Origin of the sequence: Amycolatopsis sp. QT-25 (assembly GCF_029369745.1) — a bacterium.
Taxonomy (GTDB): domain Bacteria; phylum Actinomycetota; class Actinomycetes; order Mycobacteriales; family Pseudonocardiaceae; genus Amycolatopsis.
Window position 1 is genome coordinate 5,844,473 of the sequence record NZ_CP120210.1, and the last position, 25,963, is coordinate 5,870,435.

The window sequence follows — 25,963 nt, forward strand, 5'->3', positions numbered from 1 at the left end:
TTCGACGGCGAACCACCGCGTTCAGAGGACCAATTGCCCCAGGAAGGCCAGCAGGACGGCCGGGTCTTCGACGTGGGCGTTGTGGCCCAGCCCGGGAAGCTCGGCCGAAGCCGGGCTGAGGACGCGAAGCTGTTCGAGGCGGCTCATCGGATCGTGCTCACCGGCGGCGAGGGCGACCGGGCAGCGCGCGGCGCCGAGCAGGCCGGGCATGTCGGGCGCGCCGACGGCGAACGCGCGCGGGTCCAGGCTCAGCCGCCACCCGCCTTCGGTCTCGACAATGCCGTCGGGGTCCGCTTCGGCCAGCCCGGTCAGGCCGGCGATCTTGAGGAACGCTCGTTCGGCGTCCTCACGCTCCGGGAACACCCTGGGCGGTTTCGCCGCCATGTCGGCGGCCTTCGCGAGATCCGACTCGCTCCATTCGACCTTGACGCCGATCGCGAGCAGCCCGTCGATCGGGAGCCCGAACCAGCCGCTGGCCAGCGCGAGCCCGACCACTCCGCCCAGGGAGTGGCCGATCACCAGCAGGGGACCGCGTTCCGGGAGCACGTCGGCGACCGCCCCGGCGAGGCTTCCGAAGGAATAGTGCGCCAACCGCGGTGAGGCGCCGTGCCCTGGCAGGTCGGGCGCCAGCCAACGGTAGCCGGGTTGCAGCATCAGGCCGTCCCACACCGCGCCCGTCGCGCCGAGGCCGTGCAGCAGCAGGACGGTGGGGCCGTCGGTTCCGGCGGTGCGCATCTTCAGTGTCTCCACGATCACCGATCTTTCCCCAGCCTGCCGTCCGCGAGCCAGTCCGTGTCCGGCGAGTCCGTCGACGGCTTCGTGATCCAGGTGGTTCCTGGCAGGACACGGGCTAGTGTCGAGGCCGTGATCACCGATCCGGACACCTACACCCGGGGCGTGCCGTACGAGCGCCTCGCGTCGCTGCGCCGGGAGTCACCGGTCGCCCGGGTGGAAGATTTCTGGGCCGTGTTGCGGCATTCCGACGTCAAGTACGTGCTGAAGAACCCGAAGCTGTTCTCGTCGCGCCTGGGCGGCACGCAGATCCGGGACCCGGCGACCGGGCAGGACCTCGAGTACGTCCGGCGGATGATGCTCAACATGGATCCGCCCGAGCACGTCCGGCTGCGTGGCCTGCTCACCAAGGCGTTCACGCCGCGTGCGGTCGGCAGGCTGACCGAGCGGATCCACGGCTGGGCGAGGGACCTGATCACCGAGGTCGCCGCGGACGGCCGAGGCGACTTCGCCGCCGTCGCCGCCGATCTCCCGCTGCTGACGCTCGCGGAGGTCTTCGGGATCCCCGAACAGGACCGGCGGCTGATGTACGACTGGAGCAACCGGGTGATCGGTTACCAGGACGCCGATTACGCGGTGAGCGCGACCGTCGAGGCGGACGAGGTGACCGATCTCGCGCGGGCGGCGCTGGCCGTCCGGCCGGTTCCGGGGCCGGACGGGGCGATGCCCGATCCGCGCACCCGCGCGGGCATGCCGGATCTCTACGCGTACGCCACCGCGCTCGGCGAGTACAAACGCCGGCATCCCGGCGACGACGTGATGAGCAACCTGATGGGGCACGTCGGCGGCGACACCGACGGCGGCCGGGTGTCGATCGCGGAATTCGAGAACCTGTTCTGGCTGTTCTCCGTGGCAGGCAACGAGACTCTGCGCAACGGCATCCCCGGCGGGATGCTCGCGCTGCTTTCGCATCCGGATCAGTACCGGCGGCTGCTGGCCGACCGGTCCCTGCTTCCCGGCGCGGTGGAAGAGATGCTCCGCTGGTGGACGCCGGTGATGCACTTCCGCCGGACCGCGAGCGAGGACGTCGTTCTGTCCGATGTGGACATCCGGGCGGGTGACAAGGTGGTCGTCTGGTTCTCCGCCGCGAACCGCGACGAGTCTGTGTTCGGCGATCCGGACCGCTTCGACATCGGCCGCACGCCCAACGATCACCTGACCTTCGGGCACGGCCCGCATTTCTGTCTCGGCGCTCAGCTCGCCAGGGTGCAACTGCGCGCGATGTTCGAAGCGGTCCTGGACCTGCTCGGCGAGGTCGAACTCGCCGGGGAACCGGTGCGGTTACGGTCGAACTTCCAGAACGGGCTGAAGTCGCTGCCGATCCGCTGGCGGCGATGAGCCCCTTCCCGCCCCCAGGCACGGGAAGGGGCCCTCACCCCCCCGGTCATTCGGCCGCGGCGAACTCCGGTTCGGCGACGGTGGAGCGGGCTTCGGCCTTGCGCAGGCCGACCACTCCGGACAACGCCACCAGGACACTGAGCACGGCGATGCCGGTGACGACGGTCAGCGCGGGCGCCAACCCGTTCAGCAGCGCGGCCGGGCCGGTGGCACCACCCGCGTTGCCGGTCAGGACGGCGGTCACCACGGCGAGGCCGATCGCGCCGCCGACCTGGATCGACGTGTTCAGCAGCCCGCCGGCGAGCCCCTGCTCGTCGTCGGAGATGCCATTGGTCGCCTGGATGTTCAGCGAGGAGAACGCCAGCATGAAGCCGAGACCCAGCAGGATCATGCTCGGCAGCACGGAACCGGCGTAGCTCGAACTTTCGTCGATGCGCAGGAACAGCGCGTATCCGATGACGTGGGCGACGACACCGGCGAGAATCGTGCGCGACGTGCCGAGCCGGTCGATCAGCGGCTCGATCCTGGGCGAACCGAAGGCGACGATCAGCGCGGCGGGCAGGAACCCGAGCGCGGTCTGCAACGCGGACCAGCCCAGCACGGTCTGCAGGTACAGCATGACCACGAACTGGAAGCCGATGTAGGCGCCGAAGAACGTCGCGCCGCCGAGATTGGCGCGGGCCAGCGGGCCGGAGCGCAGGATGCCGAGGCGGAGCAGCGGGTGCTTGCTGCGCTTCTCGATGACCACGAACGTGACGAGCAGGGCGAGCGCGAGGGCGAACGAGATCAGGGTCCGCGGGGCGGCCCAGCCGATCTCCGGCGCTTCGACCACGGCGAAGACCAGCAGGAGCGAACCGGCGGCACCGGTGATCGCGCCCGGGAAGTCGTAGCCGCCACCGGTCTGCGGCTGGTAGGACGGGATCAGCTTGAGCGCGGCGACCAGCGCGGCGAGCGCGATCGGCACCGGCAGCAGGAACGTCCAGCGCCAGCCCACCTCGGTGAGCAGACCGGAGAAGACGAGGCCCGCGGAGTAACCGCTGGCACCGAACACGGCGAAGATGCTGATCGCCCGGTTGCGGGCGGGACCTTCGTGGAAGGTCGTGGTGATGATGGACAGGGCCGCCGGCGCGGTGAACGCGGCCGCGAGTCCCTTGATGAACCGGGTGGCGATCAGCAGCGCGCCGTCGTCGACGAGGCCACCGAGCAGGGAGGCGAGTGCGAAGACCGCGACGGCGACGAGGAAGACCCGGCGCCTGCCGAGCAGGTCGGCGGTACGCCCGCCGAGGAGCAGCAGGCCGCCGTAGCCGAGCACGTAGGCGCTGATGATCCATTGCAGGGCACCGGTGGAGAGGCCGAGTTCGGCCTGGATGGACGGGAGGGCGACGGCGACCATCGACACGTCGAGCGCGTCGAGGCCCACGACGACGGACACAGTGAGCAGGACACCCCAGAGGCGCGCGTCCCACCTTGTCGAGCTGGTGGACAGCTGCACGGAAGAACTCATGATCCGTACAGTACATGCACGCGCATATAATGCAACTGCATTTAATGACTTTGCATAAAATTCACACGCATGATATTTTGGGCCCCGTGAGCGACGACGCCGAACAAGACCTGCTGCGGGAGTGGCACGACCTGTCCGCTCGGCACGCGGCGGTCTTCGGGCGCCTCGAATGCCGGCTCCAAGAGCGCCACGGCCTCGGCGTCACCGAGTTCGAAGCCCTCGAACGGCTGGTGAACTGCGGCGTCGGCAAATGCCGCACGGCCGATCTGACCGAGGTCGTCCACCTGAGCCAGAGCGCGACGTCACGCCTCGTCGCCCGGCTCGAACGCGAGGGACTCGTCCAGCGCTTGCTCTGCGAGGCGGACCGGCGTGGGATCTTCGTCGTCGTGACCGAGGAAGGCCGCCGTCGCTACGAAGAGGCGAAGCCCACGCACCGGGCCACCCTCGAAGAGACTCTCACCGTCGGGACGTGAAGCCCGGCAGTCTCACTTCTCGCCGATTTTGACGGCGGTCAAGGTGATCACCGCGTCCGCGGCCACCTTCGTCCCCGGCGCCGGATCCTGTCCGGTCTGGACCCAATTCCGGTCCAGCGCGAGTACCCGGCCTTTGCCGGTTCCGTCGACTTCTCGCAGGTTGTACAGGCCCGCCGCTTGCATCGCGTCCTGCGCTTCCTGATGGTTCATTCCCGAAACATCGGGGACGACGATCAGGCGAACGGCGGAGGAGGCGGGTCCACTGGTCTCCGGCGGTCGCTGGACACTCGCGGACGTCTCGGTCACCGTACTGACCGCTTGCGGCGCCTCCGGCCGCGCGCCCGGGGTACCGCAAGCGGTCAGCATGGCGACGGCGGTGACGAGGATCAGTGCGACGGTCTTCGGCATTCCCGGACTCCACTCTTCGACGGTGAGACCGAGAAGAGTCGCACCGGGAGCACGAACCGTTACTGAGGGTAGGCAAATATGGCGTACCGAAGTCGGAGACAAGCGCGACATCGCCGAAGGTCCTGGCGTGGCTTCAACAGTCCACAAGGGAGATCCCCGGTGCCCGCTATGCCGCCGCCGTGGTTCTCTCTAGTGGTCGCCCAAGGCGCACCGGCACGGCCGACGAAACCGATCCTGGCCCTAACCCGTCCTCAATCCGTCCTCACCACTCAGACCCCCTGCGTGATGCTCCACAGAGTGTTCAAACCGGGCGCTGAGGCCCCTTACGGACGGTCCTGGGCGCGCCGCACTTGGCGGCGATCGAGTCACACAAGACTTCGGCGGCCGGACACGGTTGCCCTACCCCTTGCTGACACCCGTCCAGTCAAGTTCAGGGGCCCTCGCGAGTCGCCGGGACGACTGCTCCCCACCGGCCGAGCGCGCTGTCGCGTCTTCGACCGGCAGGTAGCTGAACCCTGGCACGCCGCGACCGAGTCGAAGTAAAGAATATTTGACACGATGTCTAGAAATCTTTACCTTGGCTGTCGTGGCCTTGGAAGAGAAACGCGCATGGATCATGGTGGCGGTGACGGTCTTCGCCTACGCGGCGTACCTGATCGTCGTCCTTCGCCGGACAAGCTCCGGGACGGTCGTCGACGTCCCTTACGTGGCGCCGTTGCTGTGGACCGTCGGGGCGGCCATCGTCGCCTCGATCGTGCTGCACCTCGCCGCGGCGATCGCCTCACCGCGGGACGCGGGCCGCAAAGACCAGCGCGACCGCGAGATCGGCCGGTTCGGTGAGCACATCGGACAGTCGTTCGTCGTGATCGGGGGGGTCGCGGCCCTCGTCATGGCGATGGCGGAGCTGGACCACTTCTGGATCGCCAACACCGTGTACCTCGCCTTCGTCCTGTCTTCCCTGCTCGGTTCCCTCGCGAAGATCGCCGCCTACCGCTGGGGATTCCAGGCATGGTGAAACCGACCAAGGTCACGAACTCCATCCGCGCCCTGCGGTTCGCGAAGGGTGAGATGACCCAGGCGGAACTCGCGGACCGGATCGACGTCACGCGCCAGACGGTGATCGCCATCGAACAGGGCCGCTACTCGCCGTCCTTGGAGATGGCCTTCCGGATCGCCCGGGTGTTCGGCGTCGGGCTCGACGACGTTTTCCAGTATCCAGAACAGGAATGAGGCCGCCGTGAAGGCGATCGCCCAGCACGAGTACGGCACCACCGACGTTCTGACCCTGACCGAACTGCCCGAACCCGAAGCCGGACCCGACGGTGTGGTCGTGCGGATCCGCGCGGCGGCGGTCGATCCCGGAGTCTGGCACCTCATGGAGGGAACGCCGTATCTGGTGCGGCTCATGGGTTTCGGGGTACGGAGGCCGAAGGCCCGGGTCCGCGGGCTGGACTTCGCCGGCGTGGTGCACGCCGTCGGCGAGAACGTGACGCCATTCCGGCCCGGTGACGAGGTTTTCGGCACCTGCGAAGGTTCTTTCGCCGAGTACGCGCTGACCACCGTGGACAGACTCGCCAAGAAGCCCGAGCGGCTCGGCTTCGGAGAAGCGGCGGCGGTGCCCATCTCCGCTTTCACCGCGCTTCAAGCGCTCCGGGACCGCGGGCGAGTCGCGCCGCGGCAGAAGGTCCTGGTCATCGGCGCGGGCGGTGGCGTGGGCACCTTCGCGGTGCAGATCGCCAAGGCGTTCGGCGCCGAGGTGGACGGCGTATGCGGCACGGACAAGGTGGAGCTCGTCCGCTCGCTCGGCGCGTCCCGGGTTTTCGACTACACCCGTGAGGATTTCGGCGGCGGTTACGACCTCATCCTCGACACCGCGGGCAATCGGTCGCTGACGTCGCTGCGGGCGTCCCTTACCCCTCAGGGCACTCTCGTCATCGTCGGCGGCGAGGGCAAGGGCCGATGGGTCGGCCCGGTGGGCCGCAATCTGCGGGCACTGCTCCTCGGGCCGTTCGTGAAGCAGAAAATCCGCGGGCTGTTCTCCAGGGAGAACGGAAACGATCTCCAGACGCTGCGGACGCTCATCGAGGCGGGAAAACTGACACCCGTCGTCGACCGGGCCTTCCCGCTGGCCGAGGTGCCCGAAGCCATCCGTTACGTGCGCGAAGGGCACGCGCACGGCAAGGTCGTCATCACCATCTGATGTTCTCCCCCACGTCGGCCTCCGGCCATCTTGGGCGTGTTCGCTCTCGAAGAGCGATCCACCGAAGGCCGAGGGAGAACACCGATGTCCGTCAACCGCCGGGATCTGTTGCGAGGCGCCGCCACCGCCGGCGCGCTGGGGCTGGCCTGGCCGTTGAGCTCGCGGATGACGGTCGCGCAGGCCGAGGAGGCCGCGGTGGCGCTGGGCGCGACCTGGGACGAGGCGCCGTTCACGCTCGGCGTCGCGTCCGGCGACCCGGTGCCGTACGGCGTCGCCCTCTGGACCAGGATCGCACCGAAGCCGATGGAGTTCGAGCAGCCACTGGCCGACACCGTCGAGGTGACCTGGGAGGTCGCCGCCGACCGCGGGTTCCGCCGCCGCGTGGCGCGCGGGACGACGGCCGCGACCGCCGAACTCGGGCACAGCGTGCACGTCCCGGTTTCCGGACTGGAGCCGGGTTCGCAGTACTACTACCGGTTCCACGCGCTCGGCAAGGTCAGCCGGGTCGGCCGCACCCGTACCGCACCGGTCGGCCCCGTCCGGCGGGTGCGGTTCGCCTCGGCGAACTGCCAGGCGTTCCACGACGGGTTCTACGCGGCGCACGCCGGGATCGCCAGGGAGGACCTCGATTTCGTCGTCCACCTCGGCGACTACGTCTACGAGCACGGTCAGGTCGGCGGCAACCCGCTGCGCGACCACGAAGGTCCCGAGGTACTGACGCTGCCGGCGTACCGGCGGCGGCACGCGCTCTACAAGTCCGACCCGTCGCTGCGGGACGCCCACGCGGCTCATCCGTGGTTCATCACCTGGGACGACCACGAGGTCGTCAACGACTACAGCGGTACCACCCCGTCGTTGCGGGCACGGCGCTCGGCGGCGTACCAGGCCTGGTTCGAGCACATGCCGGTACGCCCGGACCACCCGTCGACGCCGAGGATCCACCGGCAGCGCCGCTGGGGCGATCTGCTCGATCTGTCCATTTTGGACCTCAGGCAGTACCGATCGGCGCAGAACCTGCCCGACGGCACGATCCTCGGGGCGGACCAGAAGGCATGGCTCAAGGATCAGGTGACCGGCGCCGGCGAGGCGTGGCACTGCTGGGTGAACTCGATCATGCTGAGCCAGCTGGCGAAACCCGGTGGCGGCTACATGTTCACGGATCAATGGGACGGCTTCCTCGCCGAACGCAAGGAAGTGCTGACCCACGTGGCGAACAGCGGCCTCGAAGACCTCGTGGTGATCACCGGCGACTGGCATTCGGCGTTCGTCGACGACATCCGCCCGGACTTCGCGGATCCGGCCACCCCGGTGATCGGCACGGAGTTCACCGCGCATTCGGTCAGCTCCGGCGCCTACTCCCCCGAATGGAACGCCACGAACGGTCCGAAGATGGGCGCGGCGAACCCGCACCTCAAGTACTTCGAGGGCGACCGGTACGGCTACGACGTCTACGAGGTCACTCCACGCCGCTGGAGCACGCACATGCGGGTGATCGGCGACCGGCGCGACCCGCGTTCGCCGGTGAGCGCCCTGACGACGTTCCACGTCGACCGCGGCAGGCCGGGGTCCTATGAGGACCGGGCCACGATCACCTCCCCCGCGCAGTACCGGCGACGCTAGGCCGAAAGAAGAAGGGGCGGCGGCGCTGGTACGGAGCACTGCGGTTCACCGCAGGTGATCTCGCTTCATCCGCCTGGGCTTCCTGGGCTTCTCTGCGGACGGGCCGCGCAAGAAAGAAGTCGCCGACTCGGTCATCGCGCCTAGCGGTGGCCGAAGGCAGGTTTCCCTCCTGCGGCTGCGCCAGTGATCGCCAGGGCATCCTCTTCAGCAAAGGCATTTCACGACTTGCTTCACCCTGTTGAGGTACTCGGAAACCTACCGAGTGGTCGCCTGCCGCGCGTCGGGATCGTCCTATCAGGACACCGTCGGACAGGAGGTTTCGAGTGCCTACGTGGCCGGATGTCCCGTAGACGTCTTCTGCTGTCCGAAGAGAACGATGTCGATCTCGACGGCGCCTTTCAGTGTCCGCTTCCGGCCGGCCTCCACCGGTCCACTTCCGCCGTGAGCCACCGATGCAGGGAAAAGGCCAGTTCGACCGGCGCGTCGTACTGGATCAGATGCCCGGCATCCGGGATGACGTCGAGGAGGGCGCCGGGAATCGCGGCGGCGAGTCGCTCCGCCCGGTCCACCGGGATCCAGGTGTCGTCCGCACCCCAGATCACCTTCACCGGCAACTCGAGTTCCGGATAACGGTCCTGGATCTCGTCGGTGTACCGGACGTCCGCCTCGGCGATCTGCCGGTAGAACGCACGTTGCCCCCGCGCGTCCAGCCAGGGCTCGGTCAGGGTGGCCGATTGCGCGCCGGTGAGACCACGATGGGAGGCCGTCGCGATGTAGGACTCCAGCGCGCCCCGGTGCACGGCCGGGGGCTGCGCCTGGAAGACCTCGGCGTTCTCCGCGACGAGCCGGAAGAATTCCGAACCCCACGGCCGCAGCGCGACGACGTCCACCAAGGCGAGCGAGGCGTACTCGGCACCGTGCAGCAGCTTCGCGCGCAGGGACACGGCCCCGCCGTAGTCGTGGGCGATCACGTGCGGGGCCGCCGGCCCCCAGTGCCCGAGCAGGTCGGCGAAAAGCTCGCCCTGCGTCCCGAGATCGACGGCGTGGCCGGGTTCCTTCGACGAACGGCCGTACCCCGGCATGTCCCAGACGTACACGGCGAATTCTTCGCTGAGCGCTCGGGCGAAAGGCGCCCACAGTTGTGCCGACCACGGTGTCCCGTGACACAGCACCACCGGGGCGCCTTCGCCGAGGCGTTCCCACGCCACCGCACGGCCCCGCCAGTCGAACGTCCGCGACAACTCCAGCTGATCGAAACCCACCATCACGAGCATAGCCGCGGGCGAGCGGTCAGTCGGGCAGTTGCAGTTCGGTATGCCTTTTGGACAGCATCTCCGCCAGTTCCCGGAGTTTGACGTTCATGTTCTGCGACGTGTGCCGCAGCACCTCGAACGCCTCCGCGGCGTCGATCCCGCGCCGCGCCATCAGGATGCCCTTGGCCTGCCCGATCGCGTCCCGGCTGTCCAGCGCCTGTTGCAGCTGTTCCTCCTGCAACTGACCGCGTGTGACCGCGTGCGTGGTCGCCAAGGCCAGCGACGCGTGCGTCGCCAGGAGCAGCAGCACGTCACGATCGGCCCTGGCGATGCCGTGCGGGCGCCGCGAGTAGACGTTCAGCGCACCGGAAAGCTGCGAACTCGACGCTTCCGGCAGCAAAGCCGTCGAGACCAGCGAATGGAAACCGAGCGCCGCGGCGGCCGGGCCGAAGCGCGGCCAGCGGGCGTCCTCGGCGAGGTTGTCGCTGAACGCCGCCGCCGGTCCGGAAACCCGCGCCGCCTCCACACAGGCACCCTCGCCGTACTGGTACTGCAGCTGATCCAGCTCGCCGGCGATCTCGTCGGTCCGCACCGGCGTGTGGAACCCGCCGTCGGGATCGAGGAGTGTGACGCTGACCAAGTCCGCGCCCGGCACCAGGTCTCGCGTCGCGAAGACCACCCGTTCGAGGACCGCCCCGATCGAACCGGAATCCAGCAGCGCCCTGGTCAAGGCTACGAACTGGTTGACCAGTGGCCCGGCGATGAGCCGGACGCCCTTCTCAGAGGTCACCGGCAGTTCGCCGTCGCCGACATCCTCGACGAATCGGTTCTTGTCCTGCTGCCAGTCGATTTCATCGGCCAAAGCCCGCCTCTCCCACTTCTGCACATCGGCGTGATGCACCACGGGAGTCACCGGCGAGAACCGGCGCCGAGCGCGCACCATCAACCGCCGCAACCAACCCGGTTACCGGCGGATCGGCGCTAACTTCTCAACGCTCAGAACCGCTTTCGGAAACCGACCTTAGCCGAATGGGCTCGCCCCGCCTACCGCGACCCACGTTCGGCCCGTCGTGGGTCGCCTCCGCCGGTCGCGACTGCCTCAAAACGCTCGTCCACCTGGCGTAATCCTCACCTCGGCGGTGAAGTGTCCGCGTCGGTCCGCCGCCGTCTCCTCGACGAATGCCACTGGTGCGCCGACTCATGTTTCATCCCTGGTCGCGGTTGGTACCCAGGCCGGTGTCGCCGACAACCGGGGGTGATTAGCGTGTGCTCCGTCCACGCCGAGGAGCAACGACGGATAATCGCGGCGTGCTTCGCTCGCACCGGGCTCACCGTGGAGCAACTGTGGCTGCGGTACTTCGCCCTGGGAGGCGATGTCACCGAAGTCGAACTGGACGCGTTCCTGCAGGGCGCGCTTTCTCTGCCCAGAATCCAGCGGGACATGGTGACCCACGCCATCAACGAGCGGCTCGACGAACTCTCCGGCGCGCGACGGGCGCCTTACAGCCGCGAGGCCAGTGCGACCATCCGTCCTCGCGGTACTTTGGCCGCCCTGCTGGGACTCCTCGACGGCGCCCGCCATGCCGCTCCGGAGCGGTTGCCCGAGGTCATCGCCGCCGCCGGCCGCGCACTGAACCTCGAGATCGCCGTCTACCTCGCCGACTACGACCGACGTCACCTCGTCCCGCTGCCCGGGCCGGTTTCCGGCCGGAAACCGTTGCCCATCGAGACGAGCAATGCCGGTCAGGCCTACCGGCACGTGGACACCCTGCTGACCGAAGAGCCGGAGGGGCCGCGGCTGTGGGCCGTGCTGCTCGACGGCGACGAGCGCATGGGGGTGCTCGAGGTCGGAGCCGGTACGGGCACCGACCTCCACGACCCCGCCCTGCGTACCCAATGTCAGTGGTTCGCGTCACTGGCAGGCCATCTCGTCGCCGCCGCGATGCGTTATGGCGACGCCCTCGACATGCGGCGGCGTGGACGACGACGGGACCCCACCGCGGAGTTGCTCTGGCAGAACCTGCCCCCGTTGACCGCGGCGACGCGCGACGTGATGGTGGCGGGTGGCGTCGAGCCCGCCTACGACCTTCGCGGTGTCACCTTCGACTACGCCCTTTCCGAAACGACGGCGTGGCTGGCCATCTTCGACGCGGGCCGGGACGATCCGTCCGCGGGTCTCGTGGTCTCGACGGCGCTCGCGGCCTACCGATCCGCCCGCCGTGAGGGCGAAGACCTGCGCGGCCAGGAGAACGCTGTCGACAAAGCGCTTTCGACCCAGTTCGGTGCCGGTGCCGCCGTCCGCGGCACGCTGGCCGAAGTGGATCTCGCCCACGGCGACCTGCGTCATCTCGAAGCGGGCGGGCGGACGCCGCTCGTGGTCGGCACCGAGCACGAGGCGCACCGTTCGTCCACAGTGGACAGTTCACCCCGGTCGCCGTTCGGCGCCGGCTCACCCGGCCGGATCATGACCACCCGGCTCCGGCCCGGGGATCTCCTCGTCCTGCACACCGAAGCCCTCTCGGAAGCGCGTGCCGCCGACGGCGAACGGTTCGGGCTCGTCGAATGCCTGAACGCCCATGCCGGACAGCTACCGCCCGAGACCAACCGGCGTGTGCTCCAAGCGGCGAAGAGTCACTGCCGGGGTGCTTTCACCGGGGACGCCGGTCTGCTGGTCGCACGCTGGCACGCCGGCCGTGAAGCCGTTCAGCCGCCGAATTCCACGTCTTCGGACTTGATCGTCCCTCCCTTCCGGCCCGGCGCGGCCTGATACCGCCAGTACAGATTCGTGTGCGCGATGACCTGCTCCGGCGAGGGCGCTCCCCAGGCCGTTTTGTCCACGGTGGTGTGCGCGTCGCCGACCAGCGTCACGTCGTATCCGCGGACCATGGCGCCGTGCAGCGTCGACCGGATGCAGGCGTCGGTCTCCGCACCGACGACCACGAGCCGCCCGACCCCGCGCTCGGCGAGCACCTGCTCCAGCTCGGTGTCCTCGAACGAATCCCCATAGGACTTCTCGACGAGCGGCTCGGTGCCCTCCCGGTCCAGCTCGCCGACGATGCGCCATTCTTCGCTGTCCCGCACGAGTTCCTCGTCGGAATGCTGCACCCACACGACCGGGACGCCTTCCCGTCGTGCTCTGCCGACGAGCCCGCCGATGGTCGCGACCACCGCGTCGCGCTCGTGGCCCTCGTCGACGACGCCGTTCTGGACGTCGACGACGAGGAGCGCGGTGTTCGGCCGGTTGTCGAGAGTGGTCATGAAGTGGTGTCCCTCCTGGTCAGGCTGCTGCGGCAGACCTTAACCCGGAGCACCGACAAGAAGCGGCGATCAAGCGCCGGGAACGGCCAGCGCCTTCGCGTTGCGCCGGACGTCGGACCACGCCGCGTCACCGCACAATCCGCAGGAGGGACCGAAGAACTCCGTGCGGGCGCGTTCGTCACCGGAGAGCCAGAACCGGAACCACGCCGTGATCGCGCCGCGGAACCCGCCACCGTCGCCGACCGGCGTGAAGTGGGTCGCCCCGCCGAGTTCGCCGTAGAGCGCGGGCACCTGGTTCGCGAGGCGATACCGCGGGATGACCAGCAGCCCGGGGACGACGATGGTGTCGAACTGGCCCCCAAGGAAGAAGGAAGGCCCCTTCAGTGCCGTGGCGGAGCCCTGCGGCCCGGGCTCGATCGGGATCGTGGTGGTGACGCGGGAGTCGGCGCCGGCGACGATGGCCCCGCCGCCGCCCTGGGAGTGGCCGGTGGCGCCGATGTGCGCGGTGTCGATCTTTCCTTGGAAGCGGCTGCCGGGGCGGGAGTTCTCGGCGATCAAGGTCGTGGCCCCGGCGAGCATCTCCTGCCCGGAACCCGCGTTCGGCGTGTCGGCCGCCGCGACCACGAACCCGTGCGAAGCCAGATGCCGCAGAAGGCCGTCGTAGATCGTCGGATTCGCGCCGGTCCCGTTGCCCCACAGGATCACCGGATGCTTCTCCAGCCGCGAAGGCCGGTACACGGTGTGGGTGCTGTCAAGTGCTTCGACGGTCACCGCGAAGGGACCGGGTTTGCTCCACTGATCCGCGATCCCGGTCGTCGTGGCCGTGGCGGCGGGGGCGAAGCCCACCGTCGCGAGCGCGACCATCCCGGCGATCAGTGTCCGTGCGCGAAGATTCCCCATGTCGGGTCACCGTCCTGTTCCGTCCGGGCCCCGTTGCCCGCGACCCTTCCCAGGGTGTCGGCTCGGTCACCGTAGGTCCATGTGGCCGATCACAAGATCCGGTGAACGGGTCTTGTGATCGGCCCCAAGCCGGGTCACCACCCTGGGCTCGGAGCGGTGAGCGGGGTTACTGGAAGAGGTCGAGCGTGTCGTGCTCGTGGGTGACGGCTTCCTTCACTGCGTCCCATGTGGTGAAGTGAGGAAGCCTTTCGGCTCGCGTACTTCGTGCTCGGCCCCGACCGGGCACTCACGACTGTCCACTGTGGTCCTCACCCGAACGTCGAAAGCCCGTCCAGCAACCTGTCGACGTCCTCGGCGCTGACGTACGGCGCCATCCCGACCCGGAGCGCCGGATCCTCCAGTTTCAAGGCCGCGAAGACCTCGTAGGCATAGAAGGAGCCCGCCGGAGCGACGACCTTCCTTTCGGCGAGATGCCGTTGTGCCGCCCGCTCGCGGCCGCCGAGGCTCATCAGCACCGTCGGGGTCCGATCGGCCGCCTTGCCATGCACGGTGACGGCGTCGCCCAACCCCTTTTCCAGCCTGGTGCGCAGCGTGCTTTCGTGCTCGTGCACCGAATTCATCGAGTTCGCCAGGCGCGCCCGCCGGGTTGCGCCCGCTCCGGGGTCGAGCGCGGCGAGGAAGTCCACCGCCGCCGTCGCTCCCGCGAGCAACTCGTAAGGCAGGGTGCCGAATTCGAACCGTTCCGGCACGGTGTCGGGCGACGGCAGGAGCTTGTCCGGTTCGACGGTTTCGAGGAGCTTGGGCGACGCGCCGAGCACCCCGCAGTGCGGGCCGAGGAACTTGTACGGCGAGCAGACGAAGAAATCCGCTCCCAGCGCGGGAACGTCCACGAGTTCGTGGGCGGCGTAGTGCACACCGTCCACGAACACCAGTGCCCCGGCTTCGTGGGCGAGCTCGGCGATCCGGCGGATCGGCGGCTTGGTGCCGAGGACGTTCGAAGCCGCCGTGACCGCGACCAGCCGCGTCCGCTCGGTGAGGACGAGGGAATCGAGATCGAGTTCGGTGGTCTCCGGATCGATGTCGAGCCGGCGGACGGTCATCCCGGCCCGTGCGGCGGCCTGCACCCAGGGCCGGACGTTGGCGTCGTGGTCGAGACGGCTGACGACGATCTCGTCCCCCGCGCGCCAGTCCTTGGCCAGGTGCCGGGAAAAGTCGTACGTCAGCGCGGTGGCGCTGCGGCCGTGGACGACGCCTTCGGCAGGCACGTTCAGGAAGTCGGCGTAGGCGGCGCGGAAGTCCGAGACGGCTCGCTCGGCGTTGAGTTCGGACGGGTTGACCGTGCCCCGGTTCGACAGTGGAGAGGCCAGTGTCCCGGCGATGGCGTCGGCGACGGGCCGGGGTGTCTGGGTACCCGCGGGTCCGTCGAAGAAGGCGGTTCCGTCGGCGAGGGAAGGGAAGTGAAGGCGGAGGGCGGTGACGTCGATGGCCATGCCCCGACTCTGACATCCGGCGCCGGGCCGGGTAAACGCTTCGTGGCCGGAACTTTCGCCGGCCACGAAGCGCCCTGGACTCAGTACAGGTTCAGCCGGTAAGCCCCGGACTGCGCGGTGCCCGCGAAGAGGTACCGGCCGTCCGCGCTGATCGCCATCGACAGCACCCTCGTGTCGGGCAGCGCGCCGGGCACGGGCGACCAGCTACGGCCGAAGTCCGTGCTGCGCAGCACGCCTCCCCCGGTCGAGTCGCTCGCGAACCACACCCGGAAGTCGAACGGATGCGGCAGGATCCGGCTGATCCCGAGGGGGTTCTCACCGGTACGGACGCGGCGGAACGTCCGGCCGTCGTCCTCGCTGAGCAGGATGCCCGCGCCACCGGCGAGGACGCGTCCGCCACCCCATCGGCTGACCGAGATCGAACGGACCGGTTCGCTGGAGACGTGGGTCCAGGTCTTGCCTCCGTCGTCCGACCGGGACAGGCCCCGGGAGTCCCCGCCCCAGACCCGGTTCCGGTTCCACGGGTCACCGGCGAACGCGATGAAGCCGCTGTCGGTCGCGAGCTTCTCCCAGGTCTTCCCGGCGTCGTCACTGCGATAGAGCACGTAGCCGCTCGGGGTGAAGGCCGAGACGAGAAGCCTGTCCGGATCGGCCGGATGGGCGAAGATCGCCCTGGGGATGCCTTCCTTGGCCTTCGCCGCGAACTGCCAGGTCCGCCCGCCGTCACCGCTGCGGAGCACGTCGAGCGCGAAACCGTTGCGGGTGACCTGCCAGACGACGTCCGGGCGGCCGGGTGAAACGGACAGACGCGCGTCCTCGTGCAGCCGATCGGTGGGATGCGACTGCCAGACCCGGTCCGCCGCGGAGACCTTGCCGCGCGGGAGGGGGGTGTTGTAGATCTCCTGCACACCGGCCGCGACGACGTGCTCTCGCAGAAGGTTCCCGGTGGTCACGAGGTCGCGGATGGATTCGCCGGGTACGCCGATCTGCCGGTAACCGCTCTTGCCCGCGTCCGCGTACACCCCGCGATAGAGCGAGGAGATCAGCGTGGTGGCGGCTTTGCCCGGCGCGGCGGGGAGATCGATCAGGTCGCTGACCCCCTCGCCCGGCGCGGGCACCGGTTTGCGGGTCCAGGTGCGGCCGCCGTCCACGCTGACGTCTATGTCGTCATACGTCGAGACGTACAAACGTCCGCCGACGAAACGCGGTTCACGCAAGGGCCGCCCGCCGGGCTCGTGGCGCAGCACCGTCCACGTCTCGCCGCCGTCGGCGGAGCCGTGCAGTTCGGGGCCGACCGTGACCGCGAGCAGCTTGCCGTCCGAAGCGACCTGCCCGACCTCGCCGTTGGTCCGGTACACGAGTTCGGCCCGCCGCTCCTTGCCGCTGACCCCGCGGACCACCCACAGCGCGTACTCCGGGTACACCGTCGTGAAGTAGGCGTCGTCACCGACCAGCGTGAGCTTGAGCGCCCCGACCGGCGCGGCGATCCCCTCGCGCGGCCAGGTCCTCGGCACGTCGTTCCAGTGCACGCCGCCGTCGATGCTGACGCTCAGCGAATCGAGGTTCTGCACCACGACGACCCGGCCCGCCGGATCCGTGGCCATGCCGAACGCGCCGTCGGGATACCACTCGCGCAGGGTCTCCCAGGTCCGGCCGCGGTCGATGGTGCTCAGCAGGAGGCCGCGCCACTCACCCTGGAAACCCGCGGGCTTGTTGCCCACCGCGAGCATCCGGTCCGGGTTCACCGGATCGGCGAAGAACCCCTGGATGGCGGTGTCCGCGGGCAGGCCCCGGCGCGCGGACCACGAAGCACCGCGATCGCCGGAGAGCCACAGCGCGGGTGGGCTCGGCTGCATCATCGCGAGCCCGGCGGGCGACGCGGCCAAGAGCCCGCCGACGCTGTTCGGGCCGATCGGCTCCCAGCCACCGCGCGGCAGCCCGGCGGCGTCGACGTCCGCGGCCGGCCGCTGGGGTTCGGCGGTGGCCACCGACGTCGCCCCGGTGGTCCCGAGAACCGTCAGCAGCCCGAGAACGAACATGCGTTTGGTGATCGATCTCAGTCTCATGCGGGAGATCTTGGCGCAAGATCCACGAAAGAGATAGAGAATTCGTCGGATCTTTACTCGGCGATAACCTCTTGCCATGTTCGAGACGCCTTGCCAAAGGCTTGACCGGATACTGACTCATCCGATCATTGATGGCCACGTTCGTGATCAACGCGGCGGCGAGCAGAGCGGGATACGTGATCGCGTGCGCGGTCCTGACCCTGCACGAGATCCGCCGAAGCACGAACGGCTCCACGCGCTGGACGAGTCCTTTTGGACGATCCGGACATTCATGAGCCGGTGCACGCCTGGGCATCCCGGCTCCACGTCAGCGAGCGGACTCCGAACGGGAGGTTCTCTCCCCTGCTTTCGGACGGCCGTCCGAGCGCCGCCTCGCTCGGCTACGAGAGCCCGCCGTGTTCTCCACCGAGTTCACCCGGCTGCTCGGCACGTCGCCCAGGGATTACCGCGCCACTGTCTCGACGTGAGACAAGACACGACCACGGGAGTTCACCGCATGCGGACCGTCGAGGAGTTCCTTCTCCCGCCTCGGTTCCTCATGCCGGCCGAGGCGGGAGAAGGTTCTCAGCCTCGCTGGGCCCGTGCCGCCCCGAGGCAGTACGCGCCGAAGGCCGCGACCCCGACGGCCACGACGAGGAGCAGCACCGTGCCGAACGGCTGAGCGGCCAAAGTACGCAGAGCGGCATCGAGCCCGCCGGAACGAGACGCGTCGTGCGTCAGCGCCGCGTATCCCACCAGCACCGCGACCATGCCGAATACGACACCCCTTGCCACGTAACCGATCCTCCCGAGCCGCTCCACCCACCGGCGGGTCCCCGAGGGGAGCTTCGCGAGGTCGAGATCCTGCACGAAGGTCCGGCGCACCCCCTTCACCGCCGAACTCACCGCGACGCCGAACACGATGACGGCCATGACCGTCACCAGGAACGGCCCGGCGGGCAACGCCAGCAACCGCGCGGTGAACTCCTGCTGCTTCTGGTCACCGCTGCCCTGCTGCCCCGCCCCCGCGGCGACCCGTGCCGCGTAGACGCCCAGCGAGATCCCCACCAGGCAGCGCACTCCGGACGTCACCCGCTTGACGGTCCGGGTCCGCTGCTTGTCGATCCAGGTGTAGCCGACCGCGGCCAGCAGCGCCTGCCAAAGGCCGTACGCCACCAGCCCCGCCGCCAGAACCCACAACAGCACCCCGCCCACCGGGGTCGAACCGACCTCGGTGATCGCGCCGCGCCCGTCGGCCTCCTGGCCGCCACCGCCGATGGCGACACGCACCGCCAGGTACCCGATGAGCAGATAAACCAAGCCGTAGCAGCCCATCCCGATCCGCCCGAGTACCTGGACGGCCTTGTTGTGGCGCACCTGGCTCGCCTTGGTCGCGGACATCCGGTCCACCTCCTTCCGTGTCTTCAACCGAGTGTCACGGCCGAAGGCGAAGACCGCCGGGTGACTGGTCCGTCCGGCCCAGTGCGCTAAGCGGGGAGCCAGTCGTCCGTGTCCCGGTACCTGCCGAGCCCGACGGCGTCGAACTCGTCGAAGTGCTCGCCCTTGAGGACGCCGAGCCACCGGAGCGCCTGGGAAATCGGACTGCCGTCAGCGGGGGCGGGCTCGTCCTCGGCCAGACGCAGTGGTCCGAGGACCGTCTTCCCGTGGTCCCACACCTGCGCGAACTGCGTGCCGACACCGCCGAAGTACTCGGCTTCGACGTGTGCCACGGCACCGTGTTCGGAGCACTCGGCGAGAAGCCGGGCAAAGTCCGTGGACGCGGTCCGGAGGCCGCCGAAGCCGGGCACCCCGGTGTCGAACAGCGCCTCGGTCAACGGCAGCAGGAAAAGGTTTTGGCCGAGCGCGACGAGGCGCACTCGGCCGATCGAATCGAGCAGTTCACCGCGTGCGGACTCGGTGACGACGACGGCTTCTAAGCGATACACGTCCGCATCCTGTCACGTCGAGCCCGCTGATCGTCCACACCGGACCCTGGGCCGCGTTCACCGTCAGCGGCCGAGCCAAGGAGCGAGCAACGCCTCGAGGTCGGCGTCCGAAAGCGCGTACGGGCCGCCGTGGAACTCGTGCCACCGCGAAGCGTCCCGCGCCGCCATGTACTCCACCTCGAACGCCCGCATCAGGACGTAGGTGAAGGTCACCGAGCTGAACCGATCGCCGAGCAGCGTCCTGGCCTCGCGCGCGACACCGGTCGCGCCGTGGCCGAGCACGTCGGCGAGCTTCAGCTCCTCCGCAGCCGGATCCAACAGGCTGGGGGCATACATCACGACGGTTTCTCCATCACTGAAAGGAAACATTGAAGGAAGACATTGAAAGGAAGACTCAGTTCTCGGCGGCGAGCTGACCGCAAGCCGCCGCGATCTCCTGGCCACGCGTGTCACGCACCGTGCACGCCACTCCGCCCGCGTTCACCAGCCGGACGAACTCACGCTCCACCGGCTTCGGCGAAGCGTCCCACTTCGAACCCGGGGTCGGGTTCAACGGGATCACGTTCACGTGGACCAGTTGCCCCAGGTGCCGGCGGAGCCGCTTCGCCAGCAGCTCGGCCCGCCAAGGCTGATCGTTGATGTCCCGGATCAACGCGTACTCGATCGACACCCGCCGTCCGGAGGTGTCCGCGTAGTACCGGGCCGCGGACAGCACCTCGTCCACCGACCACCGCTCGTTCACCGGCACCAGCGTGTCCCGCAACTCGTCGTCCGGCGTGTGCAGCGAAACCGCCAGCCGCACCTGCATCTTCTCGTCCGCGAGCCTGCGGATCGCCGGGGCGAGGCCCACCGTCGACACCGTCACCGATCGCTGGCCGATCCCGAGCCCCTCCGGCGAGGGATCGGTGATCCGCCGGACCGCCGCCACCACCCGCTTGTAGTTCGCCAGGGGCTCACCCATGCCCATGAAGACGATGTTCGACAGCCGGCCGGGACCGCCGGTCATCAGTCCGTCGCGCATCACGGCGGCGGCGGAGCGGACCTGGTCGACGATCTCCGCGGTCGAGAGGTTCCGGTCGAGGCCACCCTGCCCGGTCGCGCAGAACGGGCACGCCATGCCGCAGCCGGCCTGGCTCGAGATGCACAGGGTCGCGCGATCCGGGTAGCGCATCAGCACGCTCTCCAAGAGCGTCCCGTCGTGCGCGCGCCACAGGGTCTTGCGGGTGGTGCCGTCGTCACAGGCGAGCGCCTTGATCTCGGTGAGCAGCGTCGGCATCAGATCGCCGACGAGCTTCTCCCGCGACGCCGCCGGAATGTCGGTCATCTCTTCCGGGTTCACCGTCAGCCGCGAGAAGTAGTGGTTCGACAGCTGCTTCGCACGGAACGGTTTCTCACCCAGCTCGGCGACGGCGGCGACCCGCTCGGCGGCGGTGAGGTCGGCGAGGTGACGCGGCGGAAGGCCGCGCTTGGGCGCGTCGAAGACAAGGGGGAGGGCAGTCATAGCTCACTCAGTGTCTCATGTCCACCTTCGACGCACCCGGGCCGCCCCGGTTCACCGCTTCCATCCCACCCCTGAGACCCAACTCACACATCAAGGGTAGCTAAGGCGACTGGTTCCGATATATCGTGAACGTGTCGGAACATTACGCAGAGAGGATTTCCCATATGCGACGACGACCTTTCCCTCCCGGACACGGCCGGCCCGCCTTCGGGCACTGGGCACGCGGCGGCTTCGGCGACTTCCCTCCGGGCTCGGGCGGGCCGGGACATCGGCACCGCCACGGCCGTCGCGGTGGCCCCGGCGGCCGGCGCGGCAAACGCGGTGACGTCCGCGCCGCGATCCTCGCCCTGCTTTCCGAGCAGCCGAGGCACGGCTACGAGATCATCCGCGAGATCGGCGAGCGCAGTGGCGGCTTCTGGAAGCCGAGCCCCGGCTCGGTCTATCCGACCCTGCAGATGCTGGCCGACGAAGGCCTGGTGATCAGCAAGGACGAAAGCGGCAAGAAGTTGTTCGAGCTCACCGAATCCGGCCGGGCCGCGGCCGAACAGCAGGACGCCGTCCCGCCGTGGGAGCAGATCGCCCACGACGTCGACCCGGCCGAGGTGAACCTGCGCAAGGCGGGCGCGACCCTGGCCGCGGCGGTCGCGCAGGTCATGCACGCCGGCAGTGAAAGCCAGCAGGCCCGCACCGTCGACGTGCTCAACGAGGCACGCCGGACGATCTACGGCATCCTCGGTGAAGCCGAAGACGCCGCTCCGGCCGAGGCATCCGCCGAGGACACGGAGTGACTCGGCACGACGAGGCCGGTGGGCTTGGTGCGGGTATGCACGCGATAGCCCACCGGCAGCGTCACCCGCTTCTCCCCGGCGGCTGAGGAAACCCCGTTGAGCCGCCGGACCTCCGCGACGGCCTTCGCCGCGACCGGAGCGCTGAACTCGATCTTCAGCACCGCTTCCATCGCGGCGGCGTCTTCGAACAGCCACCGCGTCGGCACCTTGCGGCAGTCGAAACCCTGACGGGCGAAGAACTTCTCGACCCCGGGCGGGTCGTACCGCGGCAAATCCAGCCGCATCCAGCGTCCGTAGGGTTCACTCGTCACATCGAGATCCACGATCATCAAGGTCCCGCCCGGCCGCAGCACGCGCTCCGCTTCGCGAAGACCGGGTTCGCAACCAGGACCGAAGAAGTACGCGGTGCGCGCGTGGACGACGTCGAAAACCGCGTCCGGCAAGGGAAGCCGCTGGGCACGACCTTGCCGCACCTCGACGTTCGACAGTCCCCCGACCCGGTTCCGCGCGTCGCGCACGAGCGGCTCATGGGGTTCGATCCCGACCACCGACCGCGCCGTCGCGGCGAACATCGGCAGATGGAACCCGTCACCACAGCCGATGTCGAGGACGTCCTCACCGGACCAGTCACGGCACCCGGCGAGCACGCGCCAAATCTCCCCGTCGACGTCCTGCGCGCGGTTCTCGACCTCGTAGGCCTTTTGGTAGTACCAGATGTTCGGACTCGGCAGCACCTCGTCCCCGCCGCGGCGGAAGGAGGAGACAGCTCGGGGAAACCAGCGCACGGAAGCTCCAACGACGGGAGCCCTGGCTGGGTTCCAAGGACCATCCGGGTCGAAATCTTTAACAGAAACAATGCGGTCAGCGACTAGACTTCACTCCCACCGGAAAGGGAGAACCGCATGTCGCTCGGCTCGGCCGCTCACACTTCCGTCATCCCCTCAGGAATTCCGTGCTGGATCGAGCTCGCGTGCAGCGACGAAGCGGCCGCGCAAGCCTTCTACAGCGGCCTTTTCGACTGGGAGTTCGCCGTCCAGCGTGATCCGGCGACACCGACCGGCCGGTACTCCATCGCGACGCTGAACGGCGTCCCCACCGGTGGTCTGTACCGCGCCGGCATGGAGGGGCCGACCGGGTGGAGCGTCCACATCTCGGTGCCCCAGGTGGCCGCGGCCGCCGAATGGGTGGACAGTCTCGGTGGCCGGGTCACCCTCGGCCCGGTGGCGATTCCCCATCGTGGCAACATCGTCCACGCCATCGACGCGTGCGGCGCGCACGTCGTCTTCTGGGAGCCGCCCGCCACCTGGCAGTTCGCGACCGGGGTGCCCAACACCTTCAGCGGCGCGGATCTCAACACCCACGACGGCGCGGCGGCGGATCACTTCTACTGCCGTCTCTTCAACTACACCAGCCATCAGATCGGCGACGGCGCGGCGCTCGACTACGCCGAATGGCTCATCGAGCACGAACCGGTGCTGTACCGGTACGTGATGGGCTCGGAATACCGGCCGGACACTCCCCCGCACTGGATGGTCTATCTGGAACTCGACCCGGCGCGCGGTGCCGACGCCGCGGCGGGACAGGCCTTGATGCTCGGCGGCACCGTCGTGGTCCAGCCCTACGACACCCCGTACGGCCGGATGGCCATCCTCGCCGACCCGGACGGTGCGGTGTTCGCCGTGATCGACCATTCCCGGGCCACAGAGGGCTGGGGCGCCGCCGAAGTCGACGATCCGTACGACGACTGAGGCGCGAGCGCGATCCGGTACTGATTCCTTCGCGCCGCGAGTGCCCGCACTGGCTCACTTGAGTCGAAACGCGGTCAAATCAGACGAATAAGTTCATTCGAGTCCGCAGGTGGCGTGGGAACGCATTCCCGGCGGAGCGAGGTGTGCGGCGGCGCGTCCCGGTCGGCGAACTCGTGGCCGAACGTTCGCGCGGCCCCGCCGTCGATGGCGACCCACTGGCGCGAGCACTCATCGCACCGGCGGCCTCGCCGAACAAGGTGACGTTCCGAGCATCCCCGCCGAAGACACGCGCGTGGCGCTGCACCCAGCGAAGGGCGCCTGCTGGTCCTGAAGCCGAAAGCACCGGAGCCGCGGCCGCTGCCCGCACCGGAGGTGAAGCTGCCGCCTCAAAAATTCCGGTATTCGCCGGTTCTCACGCCGCGACCTGCGTTTCGGCTAGACGGGGACGAAGGCCGAAAGCAACAACCAGGAGACGACGGCCGAAGGGAGCAACGAATCGAGGCGGTCCATCAGGCCGCCGTGCCCCGGCAGCATGTTCCCCATGTCCTTGACCCCGAGATCCCGCTTGATCAGGGACTCGACGAGGTCGCCCAGCGTCGCCGTGCAGACGATCGCCGCGCCGAACAGCACGCCCTGCCAGGCGTGGCCGTCGAGCAACAGGCTCAGGGTCAGCGCGCCGGCGACCACACCGGCCACGAGGGAACCGGCGAAACCCTCCCAAGTCTTCTTCGGGCTGATGCTGGGTGCCATCGGATGCTTGCCGCCCAGCACACCGGCGATGTAGCCGCCGGTGTCCGAAGCGACGACGCCGATCATGAACGCCAGCACCCGCCCGACGCCGTCTTCCGGCGGGACGAGCATCGCGGCGAAAGCACCGAAAAGCGGGATGTACGCGACGGCGAAAACCGAAGCGCTGATGTCGCGCAGATAGCCGTCCGCGCCGCCGGGCAACCGCCACAGCAGGCAGACGAGCACCGTCAGCACGAACGCCGTCAACGCGCCTTCACGGCCATACGGCCACGCCAGCCAGATCATCGCCTGACCGCCGACGAGCACCGGGACCAGCGCGATCCGGATGCCCGCCGCACGCTTCAATGCCCCGGCCAGCTCGATCGTGCCGACCGCGATCGCGATCGCGATGATGCCGATGAACAGAAAGCGGACGGTGAGCAGGGACGTCACGATCGCCGCCCCCAGCAGCAGCCCGACCCCGATCGCGGCGGGCAGGTTGCGGCCGGCGCGGGAAACCTTCTGCGCCGGTTCCGGCTTCTCCGCCGAAACCGGTTCCGGGGCGTCCACCCGGTCCTCGCGTTCCTCGCTCACCTGGCTCATCAGACCTCGAGTAGCTCGGCTTCCTTGTGTTTCACCAGCTCGTCGACCTTGTGGCTGTAAGTGTCGGTGAGATTCTGGAGTTCCTTCTCGGCGTGGACGACCTCGTCCTCGCCCGCCTCGCCGTCCTTCTTGATCCGGTCGAGTTCTTCCTTGGCCTTGCGGCGGACGCTGCGGATCGAGACGCGGGCGTCCTCACCCTTGGCCTTGGCGACCTTCACCATCTCCCTGCGGCGCTCTTCGGTGAGCTGCGGGATGACGATGCGGATCACGTTGCCGTCGTTGCTCGGGTTGACGCCGAGGTCCGACTCGCGGATCGCCTTCTCGATGGCGTTGAGCGAGGTCTGGTCGTAGGGCTTGATCAACGCCATCCGGGCTTCGGGGATGTTGACGCCCGCCAACTGGTTCAGCGGCGTCGGCGCGCCGTAGTAGTCGACGACAACGCGCGAGAACATCCCAGGGTGAGCCCGGCCGGTGCGTACCGACGACAGGTCCTCCTTGGCGACGGACACCGCTTTTTCCATCTTCTCCTCGGCGTCGAGGAGGGTCTCGTCGATCACGGCAACTCCCGTAGTTGTGTATTCGTACCGATTGCGGAGGTCAGGGCAGGACTACGCGGGCACCCCGTCGGCGGGGGTGTCGACCAGGGTGCCGATCCTCTCCCCACTGACCGCCCGGGCGATGTTCCCCTCGGTGAGCAGATTGAACACGATGATCGGCATGTTGTTGTCCATGCACAGGCTGAACGCGGTGGCGTCGGCGACCTTGAGGTCCCGTTCCAGCACCTCGCGGTGGCTGATCTCGTGGAACATCTCGGCCGTCGGGTCGCTCTTCGGGTCCGCGGTGTAGACGCCGTCGACGGCCTTCGCCATCAAGACGGCTTCGCAGCCGAGTTCGAGCGCGCGCTGCGCGGCGGCGGTGTCCGTGGAGAAGTACGGCATGCCGACCCCGGCACCGAAGATGACGACGCGGCCCTTCTCCAGGTGGCGCTCGGCGCGGCGCGGGATGTACGGCTCGGCGACCTGCCCCATGGTGATGGCGGTCTGCACGCGGGTGGGCAGGCCCTCCTTCTCCAGGAAGTCCTGCAATGCCAGGCAGTTCATGACGGTGCCGAGCATCGCCATGTAGTCCGCGCGGTCACGGTCCATGCCGCGCTGCGACAGCTCCGCGCCGCGGAAGTAGTTGCCACCGCCGATCACGACGGCGATCTGCACGCCCGTCCGCGCGACGTCGGCGATCTGCTGAGCGACCGAGTGCACCACATCCGGATCAACCCCGATGGAACCGCCGCCGAACATCTCGCCGCCCAGCTTCAGCAGCACCCGCCGGTATCCGCCTTCGATCCGGACACCCATGTCGCCCTCCCTAAT

At 68.7% G+C, this 25,963-nt stretch carries 26 protein-coding genes; 9 read left to right on the forward strand and 17 right to left on the reverse strand.

Features of this window, described 5'->3' with window-relative positions; all coding sequences use genetic code 11:
* Window positions 1-21: 21 nt before the first annotated feature.
* Window positions 22-750: an alpha/beta hydrolase gene (locus P3102_RS27075; RefSeq protein WP_276371365.1), complete on the reverse strand. Its 729-nt coding sequence runs from the start codon at window positions 748-750 to the stop codon at window positions 22-24.
* A gap of 114 nt (window positions 751-864) precedes the next feature.
* Here P3102_RS27075 and P3102_RS27080 point away from each other — a divergent pair, with 114 nt between their 5' ends.
* A complete protein-coding gene (locus P3102_RS27080; RefSeq protein ID WP_276362817.1) occupies window positions 865-2,130 on the forward strand; it encodes a cytochrome P450 in 1,266 nt (421 codons plus the stop codon).
* A 46-nt stretch (window positions 2,131-2,176) separates the two neighbouring features.
* Here P3102_RS27080 and P3102_RS27085 read toward each other — a convergent pair whose 3' ends face one another.
* A complete protein-coding gene (locus P3102_RS27085; protein ID WP_276362818.1) occupies window positions 2,177-3,634 on the reverse strand; it encodes an MFS transporter in 1,458 nt (485 codons plus the stop codon).
* Window positions 3,635-3,720: 86 nt separating this feature from the next.
* On the opposite strand from P3102_RS27085, the gene P3102_RS27090 reads away from it, so the two are divergent.
* Window positions 3,721-4,107: a MarR family transcriptional regulator gene (locus P3102_RS27090; RefSeq protein WP_276362820.1), complete on the forward strand. Its 387-nt coding sequence runs from the start codon at window positions 3,721-3,723 to the stop codon at window positions 4,105-4,107.
* A 12-nt stretch (window positions 4,108-4,119) separates the two neighbouring features.
* On the opposite strand, the gene P3102_RS27095 is transcribed toward P3102_RS27090, so the two are convergent.
* Window positions 4,120-4,515, reverse strand: coding sequence for a PASTA domain-containing protein (locus P3102_RS27095; protein WP_276362822.1), 396 nt, complete (start codon window positions 4,513-4,515; stop codon window positions 4,120-4,122).
* A gap of 586 nt (window positions 4,516-5,101) precedes the next feature.
* Here P3102_RS27095 and P3102_RS27100 point away from each other — a divergent pair.
* From P3102_RS27100 to P3102_RS27115, 4 genes are all read left to right on the forward strand, one after another.
* Window positions 5,102-5,530, forward strand: a complete 429-nt coding sequence (locus P3102_RS27100) for a hypothetical protein (RefSeq protein WP_276362823.1) — start codon at window positions 5,102-5,104, stop codon at window positions 5,528-5,530.
* Window positions 5,524-5,745, forward strand: coding sequence for a helix-turn-helix transcriptional regulator (locus tag P3102_RS27105; RefSeq protein ID WP_276362825.1), 222 nt, complete (start codon window positions 5,524-5,526; stop codon window positions 5,743-5,745). Before P3102_RS27100 ends, P3102_RS27105 begins: the two co-directional genes overlap by 7 nt.
* Before the next feature lie 7 nt (window positions 5,746-5,752).
* Complete coding sequence (locus tag P3102_RS27110; RefSeq protein ID WP_276362826.1) at window positions 5,753-6,715, forward strand: NAD(P)-dependent alcohol dehydrogenase; 963 nt, start codon at window positions 5,753-5,755, stop codon at window positions 6,713-6,715.
* Between the two features lie 84 nt (window positions 6,716-6,799).
* Window positions 6,800-8,335 (forward strand): alkaline phosphatase D family protein, encoded by a 1,536-nt coding sequence (locus tag P3102_RS27115; protein ID WP_276362828.1) that lies wholly within the window; start codon window positions 6,800-6,802, stop codon window positions 8,333-8,335.
* A 398-nt stretch (window positions 8,336-8,733) separates the two neighbouring features.
* Here P3102_RS27115 and P3102_RS27120 read toward each other — a convergent pair whose 3' ends face one another.
* Complete coding sequence (locus P3102_RS27120) at window positions 8,734-9,597, reverse strand: alpha/beta fold hydrolase (protein ID WP_276362829.1); 864 nt, start codon at window positions 9,595-9,597, stop codon at window positions 8,734-8,736.
* A gap of 28 nt (window positions 9,598-9,625) precedes the next feature.
* On the reverse strand, window positions 9,626-10,531 hold the full coding sequence (locus P3102_RS27125; RefSeq protein WP_276362830.1) for a GAF and ANTAR domain-containing protein: 906 nt from the start codon (window positions 10,529-10,531) through the stop codon (window positions 9,626-9,628).
* Between the two features lie 321 nt (window positions 10,532-10,852).
* Here P3102_RS27125 and P3102_RS27130 point away from each other — a divergent pair, with 321 nt between their 5' ends.
* On the forward strand, window positions 10,853-12,355 hold the full coding sequence (locus P3102_RS27130; protein ID WP_276362832.1) for a SpoIIE family protein phosphatase: 1,503 nt from the start codon (window positions 10,853-10,855) through the stop codon (window positions 12,353-12,355).
* On the opposite strand, the gene P3102_RS27135 is transcribed toward P3102_RS27130, so the two are convergent.
* The 8 genes from P3102_RS27135 to rlmN all read right to left on the reverse strand — a co-directional run bounded on the left by P3102_RS27135 (window position 12,292) and on the right by rlmN (window position 20,728).
* The gene (locus P3102_RS27135; RefSeq protein ID WP_276362833.1) at window positions 12,292-12,846 is read right to left on the reverse strand and encodes an isochorismatase family protein; all 555 of its coding nucleotides are present in this window, start codon (window positions 12,844-12,846) and stop codon (window positions 12,292-12,294) included. The genes P3102_RS27130 and P3102_RS27135 overlap by 64 nt on opposite strands.
* Before the next feature lie 69 nt (window positions 12,847-12,915).
* Entirely contained in the window at window positions 12,916-13,746 is an 831-nt protein-coding gene (locus tag P3102_RS27140; RefSeq protein WP_276362835.1) for an acetylxylan esterase, read from the reverse strand.
* A gap of 308 nt (window positions 13,747-14,054) precedes the next feature.
* Complete coding sequence (locus tag P3102_RS27145; protein WP_276362836.1) at window positions 14,055-15,236, reverse strand: cysteine desulfurase-like protein; 1,182 nt, start codon at window positions 15,234-15,236, stop codon at window positions 14,055-14,057.
* A gap of 80 nt (window positions 15,237-15,316) precedes the next feature.
* A complete protein-coding gene (locus P3102_RS27150; RefSeq protein WP_276362838.1) occupies window positions 15,317-17,302 on the reverse strand; it encodes a sialidase family protein in 1,986 nt (661 codons plus the stop codon).
* A gap of 564 nt (window positions 17,303-17,866) precedes the next feature.
* Window positions 17,867-18,682: a DUF1206 domain-containing protein gene (locus tag P3102_RS27155; RefSeq protein ID WP_276362840.1), complete on the reverse strand. Its 816-nt coding sequence runs from the start codon at window positions 18,680-18,682 to the stop codon at window positions 17,867-17,869.
* Window positions 18,683-18,768: 86 nt separating this feature from the next.
* Window positions 18,769-19,227, reverse strand: coding sequence for a hypothetical protein (locus P3102_RS27160; RefSeq protein ID WP_276362841.1), 459 nt, complete (start codon window positions 19,225-19,227; stop codon window positions 18,769-18,771).
* A gap of 63 nt (window positions 19,228-19,290) precedes the next feature.
* Window positions 19,291-19,563 (reverse strand): hypothetical protein, encoded by a 273-nt coding sequence (locus P3102_RS27165; protein WP_276362842.1) that lies wholly within the window; start codon window positions 19,561-19,563, stop codon window positions 19,291-19,293.
* A gap of 58 nt (window positions 19,564-19,621) precedes the next feature.
* Window positions 19,622-20,728, reverse strand: coding sequence for a 23S rRNA (adenine(2503)-C(2))-methyltransferase RlmN (rlmN, locus tag P3102_RS27170; RefSeq protein ID WP_276362844.1), 1,107 nt, complete (start codon window positions 20,726-20,728; stop codon window positions 19,622-19,624).
* 164 nt (window positions 20,729-20,892) lie between these two features.
* On the opposite strand from rlmN, the gene P3102_RS27175 reads away from it, so the two are divergent.
* On the forward strand, window positions 20,893-21,516 hold the full coding sequence (locus P3102_RS27175; RefSeq protein WP_276362845.1) for a PadR family transcriptional regulator: 624 nt from the start codon (window positions 20,893-20,895) through the stop codon (window positions 21,514-21,516).
* Here P3102_RS27175 and P3102_RS27180 read toward each other — a convergent pair.
* Window positions 21,450-22,301, reverse strand: a complete 852-nt coding sequence (locus tag P3102_RS27180) for a class I SAM-dependent methyltransferase (protein WP_276362847.1) — start codon at window positions 22,299-22,301, stop codon at window positions 21,450-21,452. The genes P3102_RS27175 and P3102_RS27180 overlap by 67 nt on opposite strands.
* Window positions 22,302-22,418: 117 nt before the next feature.
* On the opposite strand from P3102_RS27180, the gene P3102_RS27185 reads away from it, so the two are divergent.
* On the forward strand, window positions 22,419-23,264 hold the full coding sequence (locus P3102_RS27185; RefSeq protein ID WP_276362848.1) for a VOC family protein: 846 nt from the start codon (window positions 22,419-22,421) through the stop codon (window positions 23,262-23,264).
* Between the two features lie 435 nt (window positions 23,265-23,699).
* Here the strand turns inward: P3102_RS27185 and P3102_RS27190 are convergent, their stop codons facing one another.
* Genes P3102_RS27190 through pyrH form a run of 3 tightly spaced genes read right to left on the reverse strand, consistent with a single transcriptional unit; the run spans window position 23,700 to window position 25,948 of the window.
* On the reverse strand, window positions 23,700-24,596 hold the full coding sequence (locus tag P3102_RS27190; RefSeq protein ID WP_276362850.1) for a phosphatidate cytidylyltransferase: 897 nt from the start codon (window positions 24,594-24,596) through the stop codon (window positions 23,700-23,702).
* The gene (gene frr / locus P3102_RS27195; RefSeq protein WP_125786495.1) at window positions 24,596-25,153 is read right to left on the reverse strand and encodes a ribosome recycling factor; all 558 of its coding nucleotides are present in this window, start codon (window positions 25,151-25,153) and stop codon (window positions 24,596-24,598) included. Before frr ends, P3102_RS27190 begins: the two co-directional genes overlap by 1 nt.
* Before the next feature lie 51 nt (window positions 25,154-25,204).
* Complete coding sequence (pyrH, locus tag P3102_RS27200; protein WP_276362852.1) at window positions 25,205-25,948, reverse strand: UMP kinase; 744 nt, start codon at window positions 25,946-25,948, stop codon at window positions 25,205-25,207.
* Between the last annotated feature and the right edge of the window lie 15 nt (window positions 25,949-25,963).